The organism is Bradyrhizobium sp. DOA1 (genome assembly GCF_001593325.1).
GTDB lineage: Bacteria > Pseudomonadota > Alphaproteobacteria > Rhizobiales > Xanthobacteraceae > Bradyrhizobium.
Genome location: NZ_JXJM01000001.1, coordinates 3,138,346 through 3,162,138, shown reverse-complemented (window position 1 = coordinate 3,162,138; position 23,793 = coordinate 3,138,346). Strand labels below are relative to the sequence as shown.

The following is a 23,793-nucleotide window of genomic DNA, read 5'->3' as shown; positions in this document are numbered from 1 at the left end:
CTCGCAGCGCGAGGCCTGCCCGCCAGCCTTACTGCCACTGCGCCTTCGGCACGACCGGCGCACGTGCGCCCGGAAGCGAGGCGGGCGCGAGGGCGTAGAATTCGCCGTTCTGCCACTGGCCGACGCTCCAGATCTCCTGGAGCAGGCCGTCCTTCAGCTTGACCTTGCCGATGATGGTGTCGAACGTGCCCGAACGGATCTCCGCTGCGACTGCGGCGCGATCGAGCTTGCCGACCTTCTCGATCGCCTGCTGGAGCACCTGGAGGCTCGCATAGGTGATCGAGCTCGCCCAGCGATCCGGCTCCTTGCCGGTCGCGGCCTTGTGGCGTGCGAGATAGTCCTTCAGCTGCGGCGAGTCCGCATTCCAGCCGCCGATCCCCATCACGCCGTCGCTGTTGGCGGCGAACTTGCCCTTGTAGAGCGGGAAGGCGGTACCGACGCCGACATAGAAGATCTTCGGGTTGAATTTGAGCAGCTGCGCCTGCTCGGTCAGCGCGATCGTATCCGGAGGATAGCTGAAGGCGATGAACGCATCCGGGTTGGCCGCGATGGCATCCTTCAGCAGCGGCTGGAGATCCTGGGTCCCCATCGGGTAGGTCTTGTCATAGGCGAGCGTGAAGCCGTGCTTCTTGAAGGCTGCGCGGCCTGCAGCGGAGAGCTCGATGCCGAACTGATCGGCGATGCTCACCATCGCGATGTTCGGCCCGATCTTGCCTTCGCTCTTGAGCTTGCCGAGCAGGTCGGCGAGCGCCTCGGAGATCTGCGCCGACGTTCCTAGCCAGAAGGTCGCATTCGACCAGCGCTTGGCGAGCTCCGGCGCCTTGTCGGTCACCGAGGTGACTGCGAGGTGCGGGTAGCCGAGGCGGTTCAGCGTCGGACCGACTGCAAGGTTGAGGCCGGTGCCCCAGGGCGACAGAATGAAGTCGACCTTGTCCTGGTTGGCGAGGCGCTCGATCCCCTTGACGGCTTCCTCCGAGCTGCTGCGGTCGTCATATTCGACCACCTCGATCGGCAGCTTCTTGTCGCCGACTTTGATGCCGCCGGCGGCATTCACGTCCTTCACCCACAGCTCGTAATTGGGCAGGGTGGTGATGCCGGCGCCGCCGGCATAGGGACCGGTCTTGGAAATGGCATAGCCGATCCGGATCTTCTCCTGCGCCTCTGCCGTGGACGCAAAGGCTCCCAGCACTGTCGCAACGGCCATCAGCCCAGTGACGCGCAGCAACGTTCGACGGTTCGCCAAAAACATGTCGATCCTCCCTCGTGTTTCACGCAAGCGATTGTTCGCGTGAGTGATCGTTCCTCTTGGCCTGATTTCTTCGGCGCGGCTTCGTTGAACCGGCCGCGACCAGGACTTGACCTAGCAAGCACCGCGCGGTTTGTTCGCACAATGGACAAATCCGGTGAAAGATTGGACATTTCTGGTTACGACGGGCAAGTGCGTCGAGGCGTCGCGGAGACCGGCTCGGCGGCCGCGAGCGCTGCGCCCGTCGGCGCGGAGCTGATCCGTTCACATTACGTGGCCCGACGCTGGATGCTGACGTCGAGGGCGGCGAGGCCATTCATTCATCTGCTGTGCCTGCACGGCGCGGCCACCATCGAGGTCGGCAAGCCCGGCAGGACGATGACCCTGACCGGGCCTGCCATCGTCTGGCTCCCGGCCGGATCGGCGGAATGGCTGGAGGTCTCGGCCGGGACGATCGCCGAGCTGCTGCAACTCCGCGCCGGGGTGTGGCATCGCTATCTGCCGCCCGCGGCCGAACCTGCTTACCTCGCGCTCGAAGCCGCCGGCGGCATCATGGCCCTGCCGGTCGAACCCGACCTCGTGACGACGATGTCGCGGTCGATCGCGGCGATCGCCGCCGAGATCGCATCACCCGCACGCAGCGCTGCGGCATCGATCATGTCGGCCGAGTTGACGCTGTGCGTGCTGCGCTTCTGGCGGCTGTTCGCCGGCGACAGTGAGCGGGACGAGGAGGGCACCAGCGCCGAGATCCTGAGCCGCTTCCGCAGGCTGCTCGAGGAACGCTATCAGCAGCATCTGCGCGTCAGCGATTACGCCAGCCTCCTCGGCATGACGCCGGACCGCCTCCACGCCCTCTGCAGCCGCGAGCTGAAGCGCTCCCCGAGCGAGCTGATCCAGCAGCGCGTGGTCAAGGAAGCCGCGGCGCGGCTGGAGGCCGGCAGCGTCGCCGTCAAGCAGATCGCGTTCGCGCTCGGCTTCAAGGACACTGCCTACTTCAGCCGCTTCTTCCGCAAGCACACCGGTGAGGCGCCGGGCGTCTGGCGCCAGCGCGTCGCCGCCCGCGCGCGCGCCGGACGGTCGCGACCGACGCTGAATTTTGCCGACTGGCCGTGAGCGCCGGTCCACATAGCTAGCGTCCGCGCCGGAGATCCTCGGTCGCGCGCCTGAGGATATCGTGAAGCCAATCGTGTGCCGGCTCGCCCTCGACACGTTCGTGCCACAACAGCCGGACTTCGACCGGAGACGTGGCGTAAGGCAGCTCGTACGTGGTGACCGCATGCGCGCGTCCGAATGCGCGGGCCAATGGACGCGGGACGATGGCTGCAAATTCGGAGTCGGCGAGCAGGGCGGGCAGGGCAAGAAAATGCGGCAACGACACGGCTATTCGCGGCGGCCGATCGCTTTCGGACAGGGCACGTTCGAGCGCGGCGCGGTCATACATTTCCGATCGCCTTGCGAGCCCGCGCTCGGAGATGAAGCCTCCGATCGCTCCCTCCTGCTCGCCGCCGAAGGAGACGACGACCAGCGGCATGCGCGCCAGCGTCGTGTTGGTGATCCGGCCGAGCTTGCGCTTGCCGCCTACGATCAGCACGTCGTCATATTCGAACAGCAGGGCAGTACGGAAGCGGCTCGGCGGATCCGAGAAGACGCCGATGGCAACGTCGATGCGGCCGAGATCGATCTGCTCGGCAAGGTCAATCCGGGTCACGGGCTTGATCGCCAGGTCGATCGCCGGCGCTTCGGCCTTGAGAATCTTCAGGAGCGGTGAGGCCAGCACCATCGTAGTGAAGTCGTTGGCGGCGAGGGTGAACTGCCTGGTGGCGGCCGTCGGAATGAAGCCCGGCACTTCGACCGCCGCCTCGAGCGTTCGCAGGGCCTCGCGAACCTGCGGAGCCATCGTCAGTGCGCGCGCCGTCGGCTGCATGCCGGTCGCCGTGCGCACGAACAAATCGTCTTCGAGCATCTCGCGGAGACGGGCGAGGGAATGGCTCACGGCGGATTGACTGAGAGCGACCCGCTGGCTTGCCCGCAATACGCTGCGCTCCTCCATCACGGCGTCGAAGACCTTGAGCAGGTTCAGGTCAAGCGTCTTGAAGGAAACAGCCACGCGCAGCACACCGTCTCAAGGCGGATCGCGCGCCCGTTGTATGCCTGCGATCGCATGCAGTTAAGGCCAACCACGCAGCCGACGCAACCGAGCAGGGCGCCCGGAGCGCGACGCCCGGCCGTTCGCCGCACCAAACTGAAGGCGGTTCAGGATCACTCTGCGAGAGTTTCACTTCCGCAATCTCGCGATCCGGCCATGATCCCGGCGCCGGGTTTGGAGGAGATGGGTGATGAAATTCTGCGTGGTCTCGATCGGAGCTTTCGGACTAGCACTGGCGCTGTTCGCGGCGCCGGCCATTGCGGAGGATGGCCCCGTGAAGCTCGGCGTCCTCACCGATATGTCCTCACTCTATGCCGACAATGGCGGCCAGGGTTCGGTGGTTGCGGCGCAAATGGCCGTCGATGATTTCGGGAGCCGGGTGCTGGGGCGCAGCATCCAGATCGTCGCGGGAGATCATCAGAACAAGGCCGATGTGGGATCGACCATCGCGCGGCGCTGGCTCGAAAATGAAAACGTCGAGGTCATTCTCGACGTGCCGAATTCTGCGGTTGCGCTGGCGGTACAGGGCATCACGCGCGACAAGAAGAAGCTGTTCCTCGCCACGGGCGCCGCGACGTCGCGCCTGACAGGCGATGAATGCTCGCCGACCGGGATACACTGGACCTACGACACCTATGCGCTCTCGCAGGGAACGACGCGCGCGATGTCGCGTCTCGGCGCAAACTCCTGGTACTTCATTTCCGTCGACTATTCTCTTGGGGCCCAACTCGAGGCCGACAGCCGTCAGGTCATCGACGCCATGGGCGGCAAGATCCGCGGCGCGGTGAAACATCCGATCAACACGCCGGATTTCTCGTCCTTTCTGCTTCAGGCACAGTCATCGAAGGCGGACGTGATCGCACTGGCTGACTCCGGCGGTGACTTCATCAACGCCGTCAAGCAGGCCGGTGAATTCGGCGTCACACAGAGGCAGAAGCTGGTCGGGCTGCTCGTCTTCATTGCCGACATTCACAGCCTCGGCCTGCAGAGTGCGCAGGGCCTGATGCTGAGCTCGGCGTTCTACTGGGACCTCAACGAGGACACGCGGGCGTGGTCGAAGCGTTTCATTGCCAAGACCCAGAAGGTCCCGACCATGATCCACGCCGGCACCTACGGCGCGGTGATGCACTATCTCAAGGCCGTCCAGGCAGCTGGTACGCTGGACGGGCCGACCGTCGCCGCCAGGATGCGCGACATGCCCGTGAATGATTTCATGACAAAGAATGGCCGGATCCGCGAGGACGGCCGGCTGGTCCGCGACATGTATCTGTTTCGTGTCAAGTCGCCCGAGCAGTCGAAATACAAGTTCGACTACTACGAGTTGCTCGCAACGATACCGGGTGACGAGGCGTTCCGGCCGATGGAGCAGGGTGGATGTCCGCTCCTGAAGAAGCCATGACGGCCGCGGGCGCAGCTGCGCGAAGCCCGATGGACGAGATCATTGCGGGCCGCTTTGCGTGCCGCGATTTCTCGGACGCGCCGGTCGGGCGAGGGACCATCGAGCAGATCCTGCGTGTGGCGCGGTTTGCGCCGAGCGGCGCCAATATCCAGCCCTGGCACGGTTACGTGCTGGCGGGCGCCGCCAAGGACAGGGTGTCGGCGGCCCTCCGTGAGGCGCACGACACCGCCCGCGACGCGCACGTGTCGGAATACAGCTACTACGCCAGCGACCTGCCCGAACCCTACCTGCAACGACGCCAGGAGTTTGGCCGCCTGTTCTACGGCTCGCTCGGCATCGCCCAGACCGATCTCCAAGCCAGAAGCGGCCAGACCGCCAAGAACTACGTGTTCTTCGGCGCGCCCGTCGGGCTCATCATCACGATCGATCGGCGTCTGCAGGTCGGAAGCTGGCTCGATCTCGGCATGTTCGTTCAGAACGTGCTGCTGGCCGCGGCAGGCCATGGGCTCCAGTCCTGTCCGCAGGAGACGTTCTCGAAATATCACCGGATCCTGCGCTCGTTGCTGTCCATCCCGCCAGAACAAATGGTGGTGTGCGGCATCTCGATTGGCCGCGCCAGGGAAGCAACCCGGGGCAGGCTGATGCCACGCGCCGACCTAGCGGAGTTCGCATCTTTCGCGGGCTTCGAAGAACAAAGTGAAACGCAAATGGAAAGGACGAGGTTATGGGAAGCCGAGACGAGCTGATTCAGTGCAGCATTCCATTTCTGCGCGAGGTCAAGGACATGACACCGGGCGCGGAGATGGAGCGGTGGCTCAATCAAAAATACGGCGAGGGCAGCCCACTCTACCAGGACCTGGCGCGGCTGATTAAGCGCGGGGTTGCGGAAGGCTGGGCCGCCAACCAGGAGGTCGAAGGCCCCAACTACCGGCGCAGCCGCATCCTGGAGCCCCTGCCTGAAACGTTCCAGTTCAGCATCACCGCCGTCTACATGAACAGCGCCGATCCGCGCCGCTTCAAGGATGAGGACGACCACGACGTGCTGCGTGGGCAATATCACGGTCACCCATACGGGGAGCTGAACCTGGTCGTGCCGCTGGACAAGGGCGCCGAGCTGAGGGGGCTTCAGGGCTGGCAGGGGCCCGGCTGGACCGCGCCCGATCCCGGCAGCCGTCATTACCCCGAAGTCCGCGGCGGCGCCGTCATCGCGCTGTTCTATCTGCCCGCCGGACGCATCTCCTACGACTTCGCCGCGCCGGCCTGATCGGCCACCCGCCGTCTCGGGTAGCTCCGGCTCACGAGCGTCACCCGAGACGACCACGGCCCAACCCAAGAGCCGCTCAGCTTCGATGAGGCCCGATAGCCGCGGCTGGGATTCGAACTGTCGGTACGGGTGGAGAGGGATTCGGGCGACCGGACCACAAGTGGACCCAGATCCGGACAGCCACATTAGGAATTCGCATAAGGTATATTATGGAATATATTTATTTACAATCAGATCAATTGTTTAGGCGAAACTCTTGGCATCGAACGTTCGCTCTGCCACAAGGCTGGGTTCGCGCGACGATCGTCGCCTGCGGTCTTGACGCCTACTGTGCATGGGGTTGTTTTTCAGGTTTCGAATCCACCCCGAGTCTGCGAAAGCCGATGTTGCCGTGACCTTGCCCGGCTGCAATAAGCGAGGCCTCGCGAGATCGCAGATGACCTTCTGACCTGACGTCCGTATAGGTTTGCATCTCAGAACAACAACAAACTTCCGAGGAAGCAGACCCATGGTGTTTTCAACGCGCTTTTCCCGACGCACGCTTCTCAAGGCCTCCGCCGCGACTGCGGTCCTGGGCGGCATCGGTGCGCCCCATGTGGCCCGCGCCCAGAGCGCCGAGTTCACCTACAAATACGCCAACAACCTGCCGGACACCCATCCGCTGAACGTGCGCGCCAAGGAGATGGCGGCGGCGATCAAGACCGAGACGAACGGCAAGTTCGACCTCCAGATCTTCCCGAACAACCAGCTCGGTTCCGATACCGACATGCTGAGCCAGATCCGCTCCGGCGGCGTCGAGTTCTTCACGCTGTCGGGCCTGATTCTGTCGACCCTGGTGCCGGCGGCGTCGATCAACGGCATCGGCTTCGCGTTCCCGGACTACGACACGGTCTGGAAGGCCATGGACGGCGATCTCGGCGCCCATGTCCGCGGCGAGATCAAGAAGGCCGGCCTCGAGGTCATGGACAAGATCTGGGACAACGGCTTCCGCCAGACCACGTCGTCGAGCAAGCCGATCACCGGGCCCGACGACCTCAAGGGCTTCAAGATCCGCGTGCCGGTCTCGCCGCTGTGGACCTCGATGTTCAAGGCGTTCGATGCGGCGCCCGCCTCGATCAATTTCAGCGAGGTCTATTCGGCACTCCAGACCAGGATCGTCGAGGGCCAGGAGAACCCGCTGGCGATCATCTCGACCGCCAAGCTCTACGAGGTGCAGAAATATTGCTCGCTGACCAACCACATGTGGGACGGCTTCTGGTTCCTGGCCAACCGCAGAGCCTGGGAGAAGCTGCCGCAGGACGTGCGCACCGTCGTCGCCAAGAACATCAACGCCGCCGCGGTCAAGGAGCGTGAGGATACCGCCAAGCTCAACGCCACCCTCCAGCAGGAGCTCGCCGGCAAGGGCCTAGCCTTCAACCAGCCGGCCGTGGCGCCGTTCCGCGACAAGCTGCGCACCGCCGGCTTCTATGCCGAGTGGAAGGGCAAATATGGCGACCAGGCCTGGGACCACCTGGAAAAGGCCGTGGGAAAGCTGTCGTAGCGCGTCGGGGCCGTCATGGCTCATATCGAGGCCGAGGTGATCAACGTGGCGGGCGAGGCGACTGCTCAGTCCCCTCGCCGACCTCAGTTGCTGGCATCGCTCGAGCGCGTTCTGGGTCTCGTCGTCGAAATCCCGGCGGCGGCCCTGGTCGTCGCCGAGATCGTGATTCTGTTTGCCGGCGTGGTCGCGCGCTACGGCTTTCACCGGCCGCTGATCTGGTCGGACGAGCTGGCCTCGATCCTGTTCCTCTGGCTGGCGATGCTGGGAGCGGCGGTAGCGTTCCGCCGCTCCGAGCACATGCGCATGACCGCGGTCGTCGCCAGTGCGAGGCCTGCAATGCGGGCCTATCTCGACCTGGTCGCGACGTCGGCGGCGCTGGCGTTCCTGGCGCTGATCGTCTGGCCGTCCTGCGACTATGCCTATGAGGAAAGCTACATCACCACGCCGGCGCTGCAGATCTCCAACATGTGGCGCGCCGCCGCGCTGCCGGCCGGCATCGGCCTGATGGTGGCCTTTGCCTTGCTGCGCCTGCTGCGTGCGGCCGACTATCGCATGGTCGCCGCCGCCGTGCTGTCGGTCGCCGTCCTGGTCGGACTGTTCTGGCTGGCGGAGCCGTTGCTGCGGCCGCTCGGCAACCTCAACCTCGTGATCTTCTTCGTCGGCGTGGCCGGCTTCTGCGTCTTTGCCGGCGTTCCCATTGCGTTCGGCTTTGGTCTTGCGATCTTCGGCTATCTGGCGCTGACCACGCGGACGCCGGTAATGGTGCTGGTCGGGCGGATGGACGAGGGCATGAGCCACCTCATCCTGCTCTCGGTGCCGCTGTTCGTGTTCCTGGGGCTGCTGATCGAGATGACCGGCATGGCGCGCGCCATGGTGGCATTCCTGGCGAGCCTGCTCGGCCATATCAGGGGCGGCCTGCACTATGTGCTGGTCGGTGCCATGTACCTGGTCTCCGGCATCTCCGGCGCCAAGGCCGCCGACATGGCCGCGGTCGCGCCCGTTTTGTTCCCGGAGATGAAACAGCGCGGCGCCAAGCCCGGCGACCTCGTCGCGCTGCTTTCGGCGACCGGCGCCCAGACCGAGACCATCCCGCCGAGCCTCGTGCTGATCACGATCGGCTCGGTCACCGGCGTGTCGATCGCGGCGCTCTTCACTGGCGGCCTGTTGCCCGGCGTCGTGCTCGCGATCACGCTGTGCATGCTGGTGTGGTGGCGCTACCGCCATGAGGACATGAGCCACGTCCGCCGCGCCTCGGCTTCCGAGATCGGCCGGACCTTCGTCATCGCCCTTCCCGCGCTCGCGCTGCCCTTCGTGATCCGCTACGCCGTCGTCGAGGGCATCGCGACCGCCACCGAAGTCTCCACCATCGGCATCGTCTATGGCGCCGTGGTCGGCCTCCTCGTCTACCGCCGCTTCGACCGGCGGCGGCTGTTCCCGATGCTGGTCGAGACCGCGGCGCTGTCGGGCGCGATCCTGCTGATCATCGGCACCGCCACCGGCATGGCCTGGGGCCTGACCCAATCGGGCTTCTCGCGCTCGCTCGCAGCAGCCATGACGGGATTGCCCGGGGGACCGGCGACCTTCATTGCCGTCTCGATCCTGGCCTTCGTCATTCTCGGCAGCGTGCTGGAGGGCATCCCGGCGATCGTGCTGTTCGGGCCGCTGCTGTTCCCGATTGCCCGTGCCGTCGGCGTGCACGAGGTGCACTATGCCATGGTGATCATTCTGGCCATGGGTATCGGGCTATTCGCCCCGCCCTTCGGCGTCGGCTATTATGCCGCCTGCGCCATCGGACGCGTCGATCCGGCCGAAGGCATCAGGCCGATCTGGGGCTATCTGCTGGCGCTGCTGGTGGGATTGATCATCGTCGCGATCTTCCCCTGGATCTCGATCGGATTCCTTTGAGGCGTTTTCAGGAGGCGTCGATGAGTGAGCGGCAGAACCAGTACAATATCGGCCTCGACAAGACCCCCGCCAACTATGTGCCCCTGAGCCCGTTGAGCTTCCTCGCGCGCAGCGCCGCGGTCTTTCCCGATCACGTCAGCACCGTCTATGAGGGCCGCAGCTTCACCTGGGCGCAGACCCACGAGCGTTGCAAGCGCTTCGCGTCCTATCTCGCCGGCAAGGGCATCGGCGTCGGCGACACCGTGGCCGCGATGCTGCCGAACATCCCGGCGATGAACGAGGCGCACTTCGCCGTCCCGATGACGGGTGCCGTGCTTAACGCCCTCAACATCCGCCTCGATGCGCCTTCCATCGCGTTTCAGCTCGATCATGGCGGCGCCAAGGTCATCCTGGTCGACCCGGAATTCTCCGGCGTCATCAGCGACGCGCTGGCGCAGATGAGTGGGCCGAAGCCGCTCGTGATTGACGTCGACGATACCGCCTTCAAGGGCGGCAAACGCATCGGCGAGATCGAATATGAGGCGGCGCTCGGGCTCGGAGACCCGAACTTCGCCGCGATCCTGCCGACCGACGAATGGGACGCGATCGCACTGAGCTATACCTCGGGCACCACGGGCAATCCCAAGGGCGTCGTCACCCATCATCGCGGCGCGTATCTCAACGCCGTCAGCAACATCCTCGCCGGCAATCTCGGCCAGCATCCGGTCTATCTGTGGACGCTGCCGATGTTCCACTGCAACGGCTGGTGCTTCCCATGGACCATTGCGGCGTCCGCGGGCATCAATGTCTGCCTGCGCAAGGTCGAGCCGAGCAAGATTTTCGAGCTGATCAAGCAGCATGGCGTCACCCATATGTGCGGCGCGCCGATCGTCTACAACACTCTGATCAACGCGCCCGATGCGCCCAAAGGCAACGCCGCGCGCCGGGTGGTCGGCCTGATCGCTGGCGCCGCGCCGCCGGTCGCCGTGCTCGAAGGCGCCGAAAGCATCGGCATCAAGCTGACACATGTGTATGGCCTGACCGAGGTGTACGGCCCCGCCTCCGTCTGCGCAGAGCAGCCCGGCTGGGATGATCTGCCCGCCGCCGAGCGCGCGCGCATGAAGCGCCGGCAGGGCGTGCCCTACCCGCTCGAGGAAGCCGTCACCGTCATCAACCCGCAAACGATGCGGGAGGTGCCACGTGACGGCGAGACCATCGGCGAGGTCATGTTCCGCGGCAACATCGTGATGAAGGGCTATCTCAAGAACGAGAAGGCGACCCGGGAAGCCTTCGAAGGCGGCTGGTTTCACACCGGCGATCTCGGCGTGCTCGACGAGCATGGCTACGTCATCATCAAGGACCGTTCCAAGGACATCATCATTTCCGGCGGCGAGAACATCTCCTCGGTCGAGGTCGAGGACATCCTCTACAAGCACCCGGCCGTGCTGTTCGCGGCCGTGGTTGCCAAGCCCGATGCGAAATGGGGCGAGGTGCCCTGCGCCTTCGTCGAGCTCAAGGACGGCGCCAGCGCCAGCGAAGCTGACATCATCGCGTTCTGCCGATCGCATTTGAGCGGATTCAAGACCCCGAAGGCGATCATGTTCGGGCCGATCCCGAAGACGTCGACGGGCAAGATCCAGAAATTCCTGCTGCGCAATGAAGTCGGATCGGCGAAGGCGATCTCGGCCTAAAGCGCCATTTAGATCAGCAGCGCTTACGGAGGCTGTCTCGATACCGAACGAGCCCTCCGCCCACACGCCCGAGAGCGGTGAGCGGAAGGGCCTCGCCGGTCTCACATCTTCTTATAGGCGTCGACCACTGCCTGGCCGTCGGCTCCTGCCTTCTTGAGCCAGTCGGCGGTGAGCTGCTCGCCGATCTTCTGGAATCCGGCCTTGAGGGCCGGGCTCGGCGGCTCGACGTTCATCCCTTTCGCCTTGAGCTGATCGAGATACCAGGTGCTCTTGTCCTGCCAGGCCTTCCAGCCACGCGTTTCCGCTGTCGCCGCCGCCTTCAGGATTGCCTCCTGGGTCGGCTTGTCCAGCGCCTCGAACGCGGCTTTGTTGACGAAGGTGTAGTTCTTCGGAATCCAGGCCTGCACGTCATAGAAATATTTCAGCGACTCCCACGCCTTCGCATCGTAGCCGGTGCCGCCCGACGACATGAAGGAGTTCACGACGCCGGTCGCAAGCGCTTGCGGCAGCTCGGCCGCCTGGATCGTGACCGATTGCGCGCCAACCAATTCGCCGATACGCGCCGTCCCGACATTGTAGGCGCGCCACTTCAAGCCCTTCATGTCTTCGATCGTCGCCAGAGGCTTGTTGACGTAGACGCCCTGCGGCGCCCACGGCACGACGAACAGCAGCTTGAGACCTTGCGCATCGAGCTTCTTGGTAATCGCCGGCTTGGAGGCCTGGTACAGTTTCATGGCGTCGGGAAAGCTGGTCGCGAGGAACGGCACGACGTCGACCCCGAAAAGCGGATCCTCGTTCTCGTGGATCGAGAGCAGTACTTCGCCCATCTGCGCCTGCCCTGTCACCACCGCGCGCTTGATGTCGGGCGCCTTGAACAGCGAGGCGCCGGGATGAACCGTGATCAGTAGCTTGCCTGATGTCGCGGCCTCGACGTCCTTGGCGAAGGCCACCAGATTTTCGGAGTGCGGATTGTCGGCAGGATATGCCGCCGGCAAATTCCATTTGGTCTGGGCCAAGGCTGGCGTCGCGGCCATCACGAGGCCGGCGATCAGGGATGCGCGGACTAAACGAGACATCATCGGGCTTCTCCTCACGGTCATTTCTGGAACGGATACGCTCAATCTGGGAAAGCAAGCTTGGGCAAGAACATCACGATCTGCGGATACTCGGTGATGATGAACACGGCGACCAGCAAAAGCACGAAGAACGGAAAGGCCGCTCGCGCCACGGTGAACGTGTCGCGGCCGCTCATGTTCTGCAGCACGAACAGATTGAAGCCGACCGGTGGCGTGATCTGCGCCATCTCGACGTGGATGATGAGGTAGACGCCGAACCAGACCAGGTCTAGACCGGCCTGCCTCACCATCGGCAGCACGATGACGGCGGTCAGGACGATCATCGAGATACCGTCGATCAGGCAGCCCAGGATGATGTACATGATGCTCAGATACAGCGCCAGCATGCTGGGTGTCAGCTCCTGCCCCTGGACCCAGGTGGCGAGCGCGGCCGGAATGCCCGTATAGGCCATCGCCGCCGTGGTGTAGGCCGCGCCTGCGAGGATCAGCATGATCATGCAGGTCAGGCGCGTCGCACTCATGATGCTCTCGAGGAAATTCTTGCGCGTGAGCGTGCCGCTCCACCACGCCAGCAGCAGCGCGCCCGACACGCCCCACGCCGCGCATTCCGTCGCTGTCGCAAAGCCGAGAACGAGCGACAGGAACACCGCCAGGATCAGCAGCAGGCAGGGTGCGAGCTTGGCCGACTCGCGTAGCTTCTGCCGGAATGGCATCGGTGGATCGCGCGGCGGAATTTTCGTCGGGTTGAGCAGCGACCAGATGATGATGTAGCCGGAATAGAGCGCGATCACGAGCAATCCCGGCAGGAAGCCCCCGAGGAACACCTGAAGCACCGAGACATTCGCCGTGACCGCATAGACCACCATCGGGATCGAAGGCGGGATCAGGAGGCCGAGCGTGCCGGAGCCCGCGAGCGATCCGAGGCTCAGGCTCTTGTCGTAGCCACGCTTGTCGAGCTCGGGCAGCGCGATTTTGCCGATCGTCGCGCAGGTCGCGGCCGACGAGCCGGACACCGCCGCAAAGATGCCGCAGCCGATCACGTTCACATGCGTCAGCCGTCCCGGCAGCCACTGCACCCAGGGCGACAGGCCGCGGAACATTTCCTCCGACAATTTGGTGCGGAACAGAATCTCGCCCATCCAAATGAACAACGGCAGCGCCGCCAGCGTCCAGGACGCGCTCGCGCTCCAGGTGGTGGTCGCTAGCACGGAGCCGAGCGGCAGGCTCGTGGTCAGCGCCATCGCCACGAAGCCGACCAGCCCGAGCGAGACCGCGATCCAGACGCCGCTCCCGAGCAGCAGGATCATGACGCCGAGCAGAATGAACGACAGCTCGATCATGCCGAGATTGGTCATCCTCAACCTCCGCCGCCCTGCGAGATACGCTCGACGAACTCCTCCGGCGTCTCGTCCGGCGACCCCTTCTCGTAACTGGGACGATTGCCGCCAATGACGTTGACCATCTCATCGATCAGCGCGATCGACAGGATCGCAAGGCCGCCGGCAAAGCCAAGCTGCGGAATCCAGAGCGGAAGGGCGACGACGCCCTGCGCAACGTCGTTGAAGCGCCAGGAATCATAGGTCATCTGCACCGCGTGGCGCGTGAAATAGAGGATGAAGGCAGTGGCAATGCCGAGCGCCACGATCTCCGCGATCTGCTTGGTCCGCCCGTGCAGACGTTCGAGCAGCAGGCCGACGCGGATCATCTCTCCGCGCTTGAAGGTGTGAGCGAGGCCGAGGAAGGCCATCGCGGCCATGCACCAGGACGCGAAATCATCGCCGGCGGGAATGTTGATCGCAAACTGACGCCCGACCGACATGGCCATCATGATTGCGAAGATCGCAACCAGGAAGACGCCCGCGGCGTAGCCTGCACTGAGATAAAGGAGATCCAGAGCGCGTCGCACCAGTCCCCGAGCCGCTACATCGTCTCCTGCCAACACGATCCCCATCGTCATACGAGGCGATTCAAACGGACACCGGCGCGTGCACGTCAGTGCCGGTGCTGCCTCAATATCGCTCTCTGTCCAGCGCCTGTCTTTCAGACGTTAGATCAACATGATGGTGTAGACGGAAGCAAGGTCTATGCCGGCAGGCAGAGGAATTTCCACCGCGGGTTTAGCGCGTCTCCAAGCGCAGTCCGTCATAGGCCGGCACCACGCCGGCAGGCAGCGACAGCCGGAGGACCTCGTAATCGACCTCGTAGGCCATGTTGGTGATGACCGCGCGTTTCGGCTTGAATCGCTCGATCCATGACAGCGCGTCGTTGACGCTGAAATGACTGGAATGGGTGGTGTAACGCAAACCATCGACGATCCAGAGATCGAGGTTTTCGAGTGCGCCCCAGCTCTCACGCGGGATGTCATGGAGATCGGGCGTATAGGCGGCATCCCCGATGCGGTAGCCGAGCGCGGGAATGTTGCCGTGCTGCACCAGAAAGGCGGTCATCGTCACCGCACCACCCTTCCCCACGATCGTCTGGCTCTCGCCCGCCTCGATCGAATGCTGCGTCAGGATCGGCGGATAATCGCTCCCTTCCGGCGAGATGAAGCAATAAGAGAACCGCGACATGATATCCTTGGCGGTCGACTGATTGAGGTAGGTTGGGATGCGGTGACGCATCTTCATGACGACCGAGCGCAGATCGTCCATGCCATGGGTCTGGTCGGCGTGCTCGTGGGTCAGGAACACGGCGTCGATGTGGTCGACATCGGCCGACAGCAATTGCTCGCGCAGGTCGGGGGACGTGTCGATCACGATGCGCGTGGTGCCGTGCTCGGAGGTGCGTTCGACCAGCAGCGAACAGCGACGACGGCGGTTCTTGGGATTGTTGGGATCGCAGGCGCCCCAGCCGAGCGCCGGGCGCGGCACGCCGGCGGAGGAGCCGCATCCCAGGATCGTCAGCGTCAGCGTCATGCGCCTTCCGAAACCTTTACCTTGGAGAACAGACGGAAGAAGTTCTCGGTGGTCTGACGCGAGATCTCTTCCAGCGACACGCCGCGCGTCTCAGCAAGCACTTTGGCGACCTCGACGACATAAGCCGGCTCGTTGCGTTTGCCCCGGAACTTCCCGGGCGCAAGATAGGGCGAGTCTGTTTCAACCAGAATACGGTCGGACGGCAGTTCGGCCGCCAGCGCACGCAGGGCCTCCGACTTCTTGAAGGTCAGGATGCCCGTGAAACCGATATAGAGCCCCAGCGCCACTGCCTTCAGCGCAAGCTCGCGCCCGCCCGTGTAACAATGCAGCACGCCGCGAAACGATCCACGCCCGGCCTCCTCCTCGAGGATACGCGCGCAGTCCTCGTCCGCCTCGCGGGTGTGGATCACGAGCGGCAGGCCGGTCGCTCGGGCAGCGGCAATGTGAGCGAGAAAACCCCTCGCCTGCGCCTCGGGTGAGCCGTTGTCGTAGAAATAATCGAGCCCGGCTTCGCCGAGCGCGACGACCTTGGGATGCTCCGTCAGCGCGACCAGCTCGTCCGCCGCAATGCCGTCCTCCTCGTCCGCATTGTGCGGATGGGTGCCGACCGTGCAATAGACGTCGTCATAGCGCGCGGCGATGGCCAGAAGCTGGTTCAGCTTCCTCACCCGCGTCGAGATCGTGACCATACGTGCGATGCCGGCTGCGCGCGCCCGCGACACGATCCCGTCGAGATCATCCGCAAAGTCGGGAAAATCCAGATGACAATGGCTGTCGACCAGCATCACGCGAACGCCTTCAGGCCGCCGGCTCGATGTAGCGCGGGAACGCCGGCGTCGGCGCCGGCAAGGTCGAGCCGGGCGCGATCCGCGTGGCGCCGCCGAGCATCACGAAATTGCGCTCCTCCGCGGGGATGCCGAGACTGTCGAGCAGCAATCCCGAGGCTGTCGGCATCGCCGGCTGGGCCAGGATCGCGATCTGGCGCACGACCTCGGCGGTGACATAGAGCACCGTCTTCTGCCTGATAGGGTCGGTCTTGGCGAGCGCCCATGGCGCCTCGCCCGCGAAATAGCGATTGGCTTCCGCCACCACCGCCCACACGGCATTGAGCCAGTGATGGATCTGCTGCGTCGCCATGGCTTCGCGCGATGCGGCGATCATGCCGTCGGCCATCGCCAGGATGGCCTTGTCATTGTCGCTGAACTCGCCCGGCTCCGGCAGCACGCCGCCGAGTTGCTTGGCGATCATCGACAATGAGCGTTGCGCAAGGTTGCCGAGGTCGTTGGCGAGATCCGCATTGATCCGCGCAACGATGGCCTCGTGGTTGTAATTGCCGTCCTGGCCGAACGGCACCTCGCGCAGAAAGAAGTATCGCAACTGGTCGACGCCGTACTGGTCGGCGAGGTTGAATGGATCGACAGTGTTGCCGACCGACTTCGACATCTTCTCGCCCCTGTTGAACAGGAAGCCGTGGGCATAGACCCGCTTCGGCAGCGGAATCCCCGCAGACATCAGGAACGCCGGCCAATACACGGCGTGGAAACGGATGATGTCCTTGCCGATGATGTGCACGTCGGCCGGCCAATAGCGCCAATTCGCGTCCTGCTCGTCGGGGAAGCCGACGCCGGTGATGTAGTTGGTCAGCGCGTCGACCCAGACATACATCACGTGCTCTTCGTCGCCTGGCACCTTCACGCCCCAATCGAACGTCGTCCGCGAGATCGAGAGATCGCGCAGGCCACCTTTGACGAAGCTCACCACCTCGTTCTTGCGCGAGTCAGGCCCGACGAATTCGGGGTGGTCTGCATAAAGCTTGAGTAGCTTGTCCTGGTACGCCGACAGGCGGAAGAAATAGCTCTTCTCCTCAACCCATTCGACCGGCGTGCCCTGCGGGCCGAGCCGGACGCCGTCGCCGTTTACGCGCGTTTCGTCCTCGGCGTAATACGCCTCGTCCCGCACGGAGTACCAACCGGCATAAGTGTCGGCATAGATGTCGCCGTTTGCTTCCATGCGCCGCCAGATCTCCTGGCTGGAGCGATGATGCTGCTCCTCGGTGGTGCGGATAAAGCGGTCGAACGACACGTTCAGACGCTGGTCCATTTCCTTGAAGCGGCCGGCATTGCGGGCCGCGAGCGCGGAGACGGACATGTTCTCGCCGACCGCCGTCTGAACCATTTTCTGACCATGTTCGTCGGTGCCGGTCAGGAAGAACACGTCCTTGCCGTCGAGCCGGGCAAAGCGCGCCAGCACGTCGGTCGAGATCGCCTCATAGGCGTGACCGATATGCGGGCTGCCATTGGGATAGGCGATCGCCGTGGTGATGTAGAAGACGTTATCGCGCGCGGGAGCGGCGACGGACGCTGCGGCCCGCGAAGCCGCAGCGGGCTTTGGCGCACGCGGTGCCTTAGGCTTGGACACTTTTGGCTTGGACACCTGGGACTTCAACGTCTCCGGCGGCGTAGCGACGGCAGCCGGAGCGGACGTCAGGGCGGACGCAGCCGCCCTTGCCTTTTTGGCCACCCGCTTCGCCGGAGCCTTGGACGGTGTCTTGGCCAGTGTCTTGGCAGCCTTCTTTACCGCCTTCTTGGCGGCAGGCTGCTTCTTAGCCGCCTTCTTGGACGTCTTCCCAGTGCCCTTCTTCAGGCCCCTCTTGGCAGCAGTCTTCTTGGCCTTTTTCGCAGCTTTGCGCGCGTGCGACTTCACAGCCTTCTTCGCGGTTTTCTTGACGGCCTTCTTCGCAGCCTTCTTGCCGCGCTTGACCTTGACGGTTTTTTTAGCTCGCGTTGCCACCACGAATTCCTTTACCGGCTTCTCGAAATTTGGAAACGGCTCTGCGCCTAGCGCGTTGCGTCCGCCAGCCAGCCGAACACCGAGAAAACCAAGGGCTTGCGCTCCAGATTGTAGGTTTCGGTGTCGCGCGCAGCGCGGACGATCTTTTCCCATACCTCAGCTAGACGCGCAAGGCGCGGCAGGTTCTGGTTGGCATTGGCTTCGTCCGCATGCAGGCGCTCCGCGATCCAGCGGTCGATGCCGTCGATGAAGGCCGCGAGCGCGACGCGGTCGCTGCTGCCGAGCGAATCTCCGAGCGTGTGCAATTCGCGCGGATCGACCTGCGGCAGACGCGCGAGCAGCGCCGCCGTGCGCTGCTGGAGCTTGAGCGCATCGCCGCCGAGCAGCGTCAGCGCCCGTGCAACACTGCCCTCCGAGGCTTCGGCCGCCTCGCGCAGCGCCGGATCGCTCGGATCGAGATCGGCCGCCGAGGCTGCAGCGCCGATCACATCGTCCGCGGCGAGCGGGCGAAGCCGCAGCTTGCGGCAGCGCGACTGGATCGTGGCGAGCACGCGTGCGGGGGCGTGGCTGACCAGCAAGAAGAGTGATCGCTGCGGGGGCTCTTCGAGGATCTTCAGCAGCGCGTTGGCTGCATTGGGATTCAACTCGTCAACGGTATCGACGATACAGACGCGCCAGCCTTCGGCTGCGGCCGTGGAGCCGAAGAAGCCGATCGTCTCGCGCGTCTCATCGACGGTGATGACAGTGCGCATCACGCCGCGGTCGTTGGCGGTGCGCTCCAGCGTCAGCAGGCCACCATGCGAACTCGCCGCGACCTGTCGAGCCACGGAATCATCGGGACCGATCGCAAGGTCCTCGGCGTGCTGCACCGAGGGCGCCATCGGCTGACCATGGGCGAGCACGAAGCGCGCCATGCGGTAGGCCAGCGTTGCCTTGCCGATCCCCTGCGGTCCGCCGATCAGCCAGGCATGCGGGATGCGCCCGCTGCGATAGGCTGCGAGCAGCGCCGCCTCGGCCTCGCGATGGCCGAACAGCCTCGACGTTTCGCGCGGATGCGCAATCGCGGTTTCGCGCTCGGTCTGGCGCGGGCTCATCGCGATAGCACCGATGCTGGGGTGGGAAGGAGACGTTCGCGCAGCGCCGTCCAGATGCGCCCGGCAACCGTATCGGGATCGGAATTGGCGTCGATCATCACACAACGCGCGGGCTCTTCCGCAGCGATCTTCCGATAGGCATCGCGGAGATCTTGGTGGAACTTGAGGTTCTCGCCCTCGAAGCGGTCGGGCGTAGCGCTGCCGCGGCGCGCGGCGGCGCGCTGCAGGCCGATCTCGACCGGCAGGTCGAGGATGATGGTGAGGTCCGGCTTGAGATCGCCGATCGTGACACGCTGCATGGCATTGATCAGGCCAGCCGGCACGCGGCCGAGGCTGCCCTGGTAGGCCCGCGTCGAGTCGGCGAAACGGTCGCAAAGCACCCAGGCGCCCTGGTTGAGCGCGGGCTGAATCACGCTGCGGACATGGTCGTCGCGGGCTGCGGCGAACAGCAGCGTCTCGGCCTCGGGCCCGAGCAGCTTGCCCATTCCCGACAGTACCAGATGGCGCATGATCTCTGCGCCCGGCGAGCCGCCCGGCTCGCGCGTGACCAGGATGCGCATCCTTGCCGCCTTGAGGCGATCGGCAAGCTTCTTGATCTGGGTCGACTTGCCCGTCCCCTCACCACCTTCAAAGGTGATGAAGCGTCCGCGTCCAGACGGCCAGCGTACCGCACTTTCACTCATGGTCAGAGCTTCTCGGCGCCTGCGCGGAACATGCCGATCACGAGCTCGCTGGCACCGTCGATCGCGCGGCGCATGGTCGAGCCGGTGCCAACAGCCTCGGCGGCATAGACCGGCGTCTCCACCGCAATGTTACCGCTGCGCCAGACTTTGACCACGCCGATCTTCTGGCCAGCCTCGACCGGCGCCTGCACCGGGCCGCTATAGACGACGCGGGCGATCAGCTTGTCGCTCCCGTTCCTGTGCACCATCACCTTCACGGGCGTCTTGGCGACGAGCTTGACCGAACGGCTCTCGCCGCCGAACACCTTGGCGTAGCCGACGGGCTGCTCGGCCGCGATCAGCGTGCGGGTCTCGAAATTGCGAAAGCCCCATTCCAGCATCTTCTTGGCTTCCGTGGCACGGTCATCAGGATCGTCCAGCCCGTTGACGACCACGATCAGCCGCGTGCCGTTCTGCACGGCCGAGCCGACCATGCCGTAGCCGCCCTCCTTGGTGAAGCCGGTCTTGAGGCCGTCGGCGCCTTCCATCGAATTGAGCAGCGGATTCCGGTTGGGCTGGCGGATCTTGTTCCAGGTGAACTCCTTCTCGCCGAACAGTTTGTAGAACTCGGGGAAATCCAGGATGATATGCCGGGCGAGCATGCCGAGCTCGCGCACCGTCATCTTGTTGCCGGGATCGGGCAAGCCGCTCGCGTTGGCGAAGGTCGATCGGGTAAGGCCGAGCTCGCGCGCGCGCTTGGTCATGAAATCGGCCGCGAAGATCCGCTCGTTGCCCGCCATGGCCTCGGCGAGCGCGATGCAGGCATCGTTGCCGCTCTGGATGATCGCCCCATGCAGGAGATCGTCGACCGAGACCTTGCTGTTGATCGCGGCGAACATGGTCGAGCCGCCCGAGGGCGCCCCGCCCCTGCGCCAGGCATTCTCGCTGATCCGGTACTCGTCGGTCAGCTTGATGTCGCCCTTCTTGACGGCGTTGAAGACGACCTCTGCGGTCATCAGCTTCATCATGCTGGAGGGCGCGCGCAGCTCGTCAGCGTTCTTCTCGAAGAGCACGCTGCCCGAGGAGGCCTCGATCAGGATCGCAGTCGGGGCATCGCCGTCGAAACCCGTGTCTTCCGCTTTCTTCGCGCCCTGGACGCTCTGGTTGGCGGCGTAGATCGCCCCGCCCCAGCCGATGCCCATGACCAGAACCGCCGCGATCAGCCCGCGCGCCAGCGCACCGGCGGTGAGCCGGGGGCGACGAAGCTGGGAAAGAAGAAATGCCATGGCTCAAGCCCTGAGAGCGGCGTTCTAACAGTTGGAATGGGCGCGAACAACACAGGGTTGGACACGCGATCCAGAGATTGCACGATTCTCGTCGCGCCCCTATCGTGGCACATCACATTTCCCGACCAAACCCCTGAAACAAGGCCGAAAAGCGAATGTTCTCAACCCGGATGATCAAGGCCAACGGGATCGACCTCTTCATCCGCGAGCAGGGCCAGGGGCCGCTCGTAGTGCTGTGTCATGGCTGGCCCGAACTGTCCTATTCCTGGCGCCATCAGATCCCGGCTCTGGCGGCGGCCGGCTTTCGTGTTGTCGCCCCCGACATGCGCGGCTACGGTCAGAGCGCAGCGCCGCCCGACGTGGCCGCCTATTCCATTTTCGATACCGTCGGCGACATCGTCGGCCTGGTCCAGGCCCTGGGTGAGAGCAAGGCGATGGTGGTCGGGCACGACTGGGGCGCACCGGTGGCCTGGCACGCGGCGCTGTTCCGCCCTGACATCTTCACGGCGGTCGCTGGCCTGAGCGTGCCGCCACCCTTCCGCGGCCGCGGCAGGCCGCTCGACCTGCTGCGCCAGGGTGGCATCACGAACTTCTATTGGCAGTATTTCCAGACGCCGGGCGTCGCCGAGGCCGAGCTTGAGCGTGACGTCGCCCGCACCATGCGCATCGTGCTCGGCGGGCGCGGCTTGGCCGATCCCTCCGCGGCGATGTTCGTGCAGGAAGGCAGGGGCTTTCTCGGCCATGCCGGCGCCGAGGAGCCGCTGCCCGGCTGGCTGAGCGAGGCTGACCTCGCCTATTTCACCGAAAGCTTCCGCAAGTCCGGCTTCCGCGGCGGGCTGAACTGGTACCGCAACATCGACCGCAATTGGGAGCTGACGGCGCCTTGGCAGGATGCCCAGATTCACCAGCCCTCGCTGTTCATCGCCGGCTCGAAGGACGCCGTCATCACGGGCCTGATCGGGGCCAAGCGCGTCAACGAGCTCGAGCGCGTGCTACCCAACCTCAAGTGCAAGCTGATCCTCGACGGTGCCGGCCATTGGGTCCAGCAGGAGCGTCCCGAGGAGGTGAACGCGGCCCTGGTGACGTTTGTAAAGGAGAGCGCGGCTCAGTAGAGCCCGCGGCCGCTCAGGATGCTGCGGGCCTCAGCTGCGCCATCTGAGGAATAGGCGGCGGACGGCGCGCCTTCGGTCGCGTAGCGGCCGTCCTCGTTATAGGACACCGCGCGGGCGTTCTGGAGCGCCCGGCCCCGGCCCCGGCCGCGGCTCGAGGCCGACATTTCCGAGGTCGCGTTGAGCGAGGCCATATCGGCCGAGCTGTTGCCGAGATTGTAGGGCCGTCCCTCCGGCATCGGCACCTCGCCGCGAATGGCACCGCGGCTCGACGAGGCCAATTCCGGCACGAAGGGCTTGGCCGAAGCGACCCGGACCATCGAGGGGGTCGGCGCCGGAACGCCGGTGCGCAGGGTCGCCATCAGCTGGCGGTCGTCGGAGCCTTCGAGCGGCGCCCGGCCGACGTATTCGACCCGCACTTTGGCGACACCATTGCCTTTGAATTCAAGCAGTTCGGCGGCCTTGTTCGAGACGTCGATGAGCCGGTTGCCGTGATAGGGCCCGCGGTCATTAACGCGGACGATCAGCGACTTGCCGTTCGAGACATTGGTCACCCGCGCGTAGGACGGCATCGGCAGGGTCGGATGCGCCGCCGTCAGCGAGGTCATGTCGAACACCTCGCCATTGGCGGTCAGGCGGCCGTGGAAGTCATCGCCGTACCAGGACGCCATGCCCTCGGCGCGGTAATTGACGTCCTCCTCGGGCACGTAGGTCTTGCCCGCCACGACATAGGGCTTGCCGACACGGTAGGTGCCGCCGCCCTTCGGGACCGGATCGCCGAAGGCCACCACCCGGGGGCTCGAGGACACGCCGTACTTGGGATCAACCCGGCTGGCGAACTTGTTCGAGGAGGCGCAATTGGCGAGCGCAAGGCAGGTCGCGACCGCAGCAACACCACGCGCGGCCCGCAACACCGAATCTGATCGTCGGATCCCCATTCGCCCCAAATACCATTCCGCCGGCGGCCTGCCCAACCCGCGTTGGCTACGGGAGCGCCGTCCAGTCTGTGATCCGAGGCGGCCCACCACCGCATCGGAAGCGGTAACGATAACGCAACCCGAACACGGCGGAAATGGGGAGCCCGCAGCGATCCCGCCGGGATGGTAAACGGGACGTTCGCGTCTCCCCGTCGGTCTACGGAGCGCAGCGCCCTGCTCTGTACCAAGGCTGGACATTCTGTTGCGCCGAAGCCTCACCCCACCCCCATTGTCGCGCCGCTCACCGAAATTCTTTTGACTGTGCAAGGCCGCACGCGTTCTCTTTGATGCAAGGGCGGGATTTGGAAGTTAACGATGATCGAGACGGTTTCGGCACTGATGGGTCTGGTAAGCGCGGGGATCTTCCTGGCCCATGCGTTCGAAGGTTACCGCACGAGGGCCTGACGGCACTCGCGCGGACGGCAAGCATCACCTCTTTCAAGGCGACACGTTCGGACAATTTAATCGATCCGATCGAGCATCGAAGACGAGAGCGGCAGGTGTCCCATGCGCAATCATGACCTCGTATCCGACGGCTTCCTCGTGTTGACCGCAGGCGGCTTCGTCCTGCTCTGCTCGAGCCTCGTGGCGCTGGCGTTCGGCTAACCTCAGACAGATCTCCTCGTCTTCCCCGACGACGACCATTGCACCGCGAGCAGGTGTTTGCCCGGAGTTGTCCGGCTCCCATTTAGTTGATTGAATTTCCGCGTTCGG

Annotated in this window: 20 protein-coding genes; 8 read left to right on the top strand and 12 right to left on the bottom strand. The window is 64.6% G+C overall.

Annotation, left to right across the window (positions count from 1 at the left end):
• Nucleotides 1-28: 28 nt before the first annotated feature.
• Nucleotides 29-1,249 carry an amino acid ABC transporter substrate-binding protein gene (locus tag SE91_RS15005; RefSeq protein ID WP_061848118.1) on the bottom strand — a complete coding sequence of 407 codons (1,221 nt, stop codon included), beginning with the start codon at nucleotides 1,247-1,249 and terminating at the stop codon, nucleotides 29-31.
• Nucleotides 1,250-1,624: 375 nt separating this feature from the next.
• On the opposite strand from SE91_RS15005, the gene SE91_RS15000 reads away from it, so the two are divergent.
• Complete coding sequence (locus SE91_RS15000; RefSeq protein WP_245318459.1) at nucleotides 1,625-2,359, top strand: helix-turn-helix domain-containing protein; 735 nt, start codon at nucleotides 1,625-1,627, stop codon at nucleotides 2,357-2,359.
• Nucleotides 2,360-2,375: 16 nt separating this feature from the next.
• On the opposite strand, the gene SE91_RS14995 is transcribed toward SE91_RS15000, so the two are convergent.
• A complete protein-coding gene (locus SE91_RS14995; RefSeq protein WP_061851136.1) occupies nucleotides 2,376-3,353 on the bottom strand; it encodes a LysR family transcriptional regulator in 978 nt (325 codons plus the stop codon).
• Nucleotides 3,354-3,582: 229 nt separating this feature from the next.
• Between SE91_RS14995 and SE91_RS14990 the strand changes: the two genes are divergently transcribed.
• The 6 genes from SE91_RS14990 to SE91_RS14965 all read left to right on the top strand — a co-directional run bounded on the left by SE91_RS14990 (nucleotide 3,583) and on the right by SE91_RS14965 (nucleotide 11,170).
• A complete protein-coding gene (locus SE91_RS14990; RefSeq protein WP_061848116.1) occupies nucleotides 3,583-4,791 on the top strand; it encodes an ABC transporter substrate-binding protein in 1,209 nt (402 codons plus the stop codon).
• Nucleotides 4,767-5,537, top strand: coding sequence for a nitroreductase (locus SE91_RS14985; protein ID WP_061848115.1), 771 nt, complete (start codon nucleotides 4,767-4,769; stop codon nucleotides 5,535-5,537). Before SE91_RS14990 ends, SE91_RS14985 begins: the two co-directional genes overlap by 25 nt.
• A complete protein-coding gene (locus SE91_RS14980) occupies nucleotides 5,516-6,055 on the top strand; it encodes a 4-hydroxylaminobenzoate lyase (RefSeq protein ID WP_008559393.1) in 540 nt (179 codons plus the stop codon). The genes SE91_RS14985 and SE91_RS14980 overlap by 22 nt, the downstream gene beginning before the upstream one ends.
• A gap of 508 nt (nucleotides 6,056-6,563) precedes the next feature.
• Entirely contained in the window at nucleotides 6,564-7,595 is a 1,032-nt protein-coding gene (locus SE91_RS14975) for a TRAP transporter substrate-binding protein (protein ID WP_061848114.1), read from the top strand.
• Nucleotides 7,596-7,610: 15 nt separating this feature from the next.
• Entirely contained in the window at nucleotides 7,611-9,500 is a 1,890-nt protein-coding gene (locus SE91_RS14970) for a TRAP transporter large permease (RefSeq protein ID WP_061848113.1), read from the top strand.
• A gap of 20 nt (nucleotides 9,501-9,520) precedes the next feature.
• Complete coding sequence (locus tag SE91_RS14965; protein ID WP_061848112.1) at nucleotides 9,521-11,170, top strand: acyl-CoA synthetase; 1,650 nt, start codon at nucleotides 9,521-9,523, stop codon at nucleotides 11,168-11,170.
• Between the two features lie 101 nt (nucleotides 11,171-11,271).
• On the opposite strand, the gene SE91_RS14960 is transcribed toward SE91_RS14965, so the two are convergent.
• The 9 genes from SE91_RS14960 to SE91_RS14920 form a co-directional block, all read right to left on the bottom strand.
• A complete protein-coding gene (locus tag SE91_RS14960; RefSeq protein ID WP_061848111.1) occupies nucleotides 11,272-12,249 on the bottom strand; it encodes a TRAP transporter substrate-binding protein in 978 nt (325 codons plus the stop codon).
• A 38-nt stretch (nucleotides 12,250-12,287) separates the two neighbouring features.
• Nucleotides 12,288-13,601 carry a TRAP transporter large permease gene (locus tag SE91_RS14955; RefSeq protein ID WP_060736054.1) on the bottom strand — a complete coding sequence of 438 codons (1,314 nt, stop codon included), beginning with the start codon at nucleotides 13,599-13,601 and terminating at the stop codon, nucleotides 12,288-12,290.
• A 2-nt stretch (nucleotides 13,602-13,603) separates the two neighbouring features.
• Entirely contained in the window at nucleotides 13,604-14,197 is a 594-nt protein-coding gene (locus tag SE91_RS14950; protein ID WP_061851135.1) for a TRAP transporter small permease, read from the bottom strand.
• A 166-nt stretch (nucleotides 14,198-14,363) separates the two neighbouring features.
• Nucleotides 14,364-15,161: an MBL fold metallo-hydrolase gene (locus SE91_RS14945; RefSeq protein WP_061848110.1), complete on the bottom strand. Its 798-nt coding sequence runs from the start codon at nucleotides 15,159-15,161 to the stop codon at nucleotides 14,364-14,366.
• On the bottom strand, nucleotides 15,158-15,946 hold the full coding sequence (locus tag SE91_RS14940; RefSeq protein WP_061848109.1) for a TatD family hydrolase: 789 nt from the start codon (nucleotides 15,944-15,946) through the stop codon (nucleotides 15,158-15,160). The genes SE91_RS14945 and SE91_RS14940 overlap by 4 nt, the downstream gene beginning before the upstream one ends.
• 13 nt (nucleotides 15,947-15,959) lie before the next feature.
• On the bottom strand, nucleotides 15,960-17,951 hold the full coding sequence (gene metG, locus SE91_RS14935; RefSeq protein WP_082813725.1) for a methionine--tRNA ligase: 1,992 nt from the start codon (nucleotides 17,949-17,951) through the stop codon (nucleotides 15,960-15,962).
• A 47-nt stretch (nucleotides 17,952-17,998) separates the two neighbouring features.
• Nucleotides 17,999-19,045 (bottom strand): DNA polymerase III subunit delta', encoded by a 1,047-nt coding sequence (locus SE91_RS14930; protein WP_061848108.1) that lies wholly within the window; start codon nucleotides 19,043-19,045, stop codon nucleotides 17,999-18,001.
• Nucleotides 19,042-19,728 (bottom strand): dTMP kinase, encoded by a 687-nt coding sequence (gene tmk, locus SE91_RS14925; RefSeq protein WP_060736056.1) that lies wholly within the window; start codon nucleotides 19,726-19,728, stop codon nucleotides 19,042-19,044. Before tmk ends, SE91_RS14930 begins: the two co-directional genes overlap by 4 nt.
• 2 nt (nucleotides 19,729-19,730) lie before the next feature.
• Nucleotides 19,731-20,993 carry a D-alanyl-D-alanine carboxypeptidase family protein gene (locus SE91_RS14920; protein WP_061848107.1) on the bottom strand — a complete coding sequence of 421 codons (1,263 nt, stop codon included), beginning with the start codon at nucleotides 20,991-20,993 and terminating at the stop codon, nucleotides 19,731-19,733.
• Between the two features lie 155 nt (nucleotides 20,994-21,148).
• On the opposite strand from SE91_RS14920, the gene SE91_RS14915 reads away from it, so the two are divergent.
• Nucleotides 21,149-22,105, top strand: coding sequence for an alpha/beta fold hydrolase (locus SE91_RS14915; RefSeq protein WP_061848106.1), 957 nt, complete (start codon nucleotides 21,149-21,151; stop codon nucleotides 22,103-22,105).
• On the opposite strand, the gene SE91_RS14910 is transcribed toward SE91_RS14915, so the two are convergent.
• Nucleotides 22,099-23,040 carry a septal ring lytic transglycosylase RlpA family protein gene (locus SE91_RS14910; RefSeq protein ID WP_061848105.1) on the bottom strand — a complete coding sequence of 314 codons (942 nt, stop codon included), beginning with the start codon at nucleotides 23,038-23,040 and terminating at the stop codon, nucleotides 22,099-22,101. The genes SE91_RS14915 and SE91_RS14910 overlap by 7 nt on opposite strands.
• Nucleotides 23,041-23,793 lie beyond the last annotated feature (753 nt).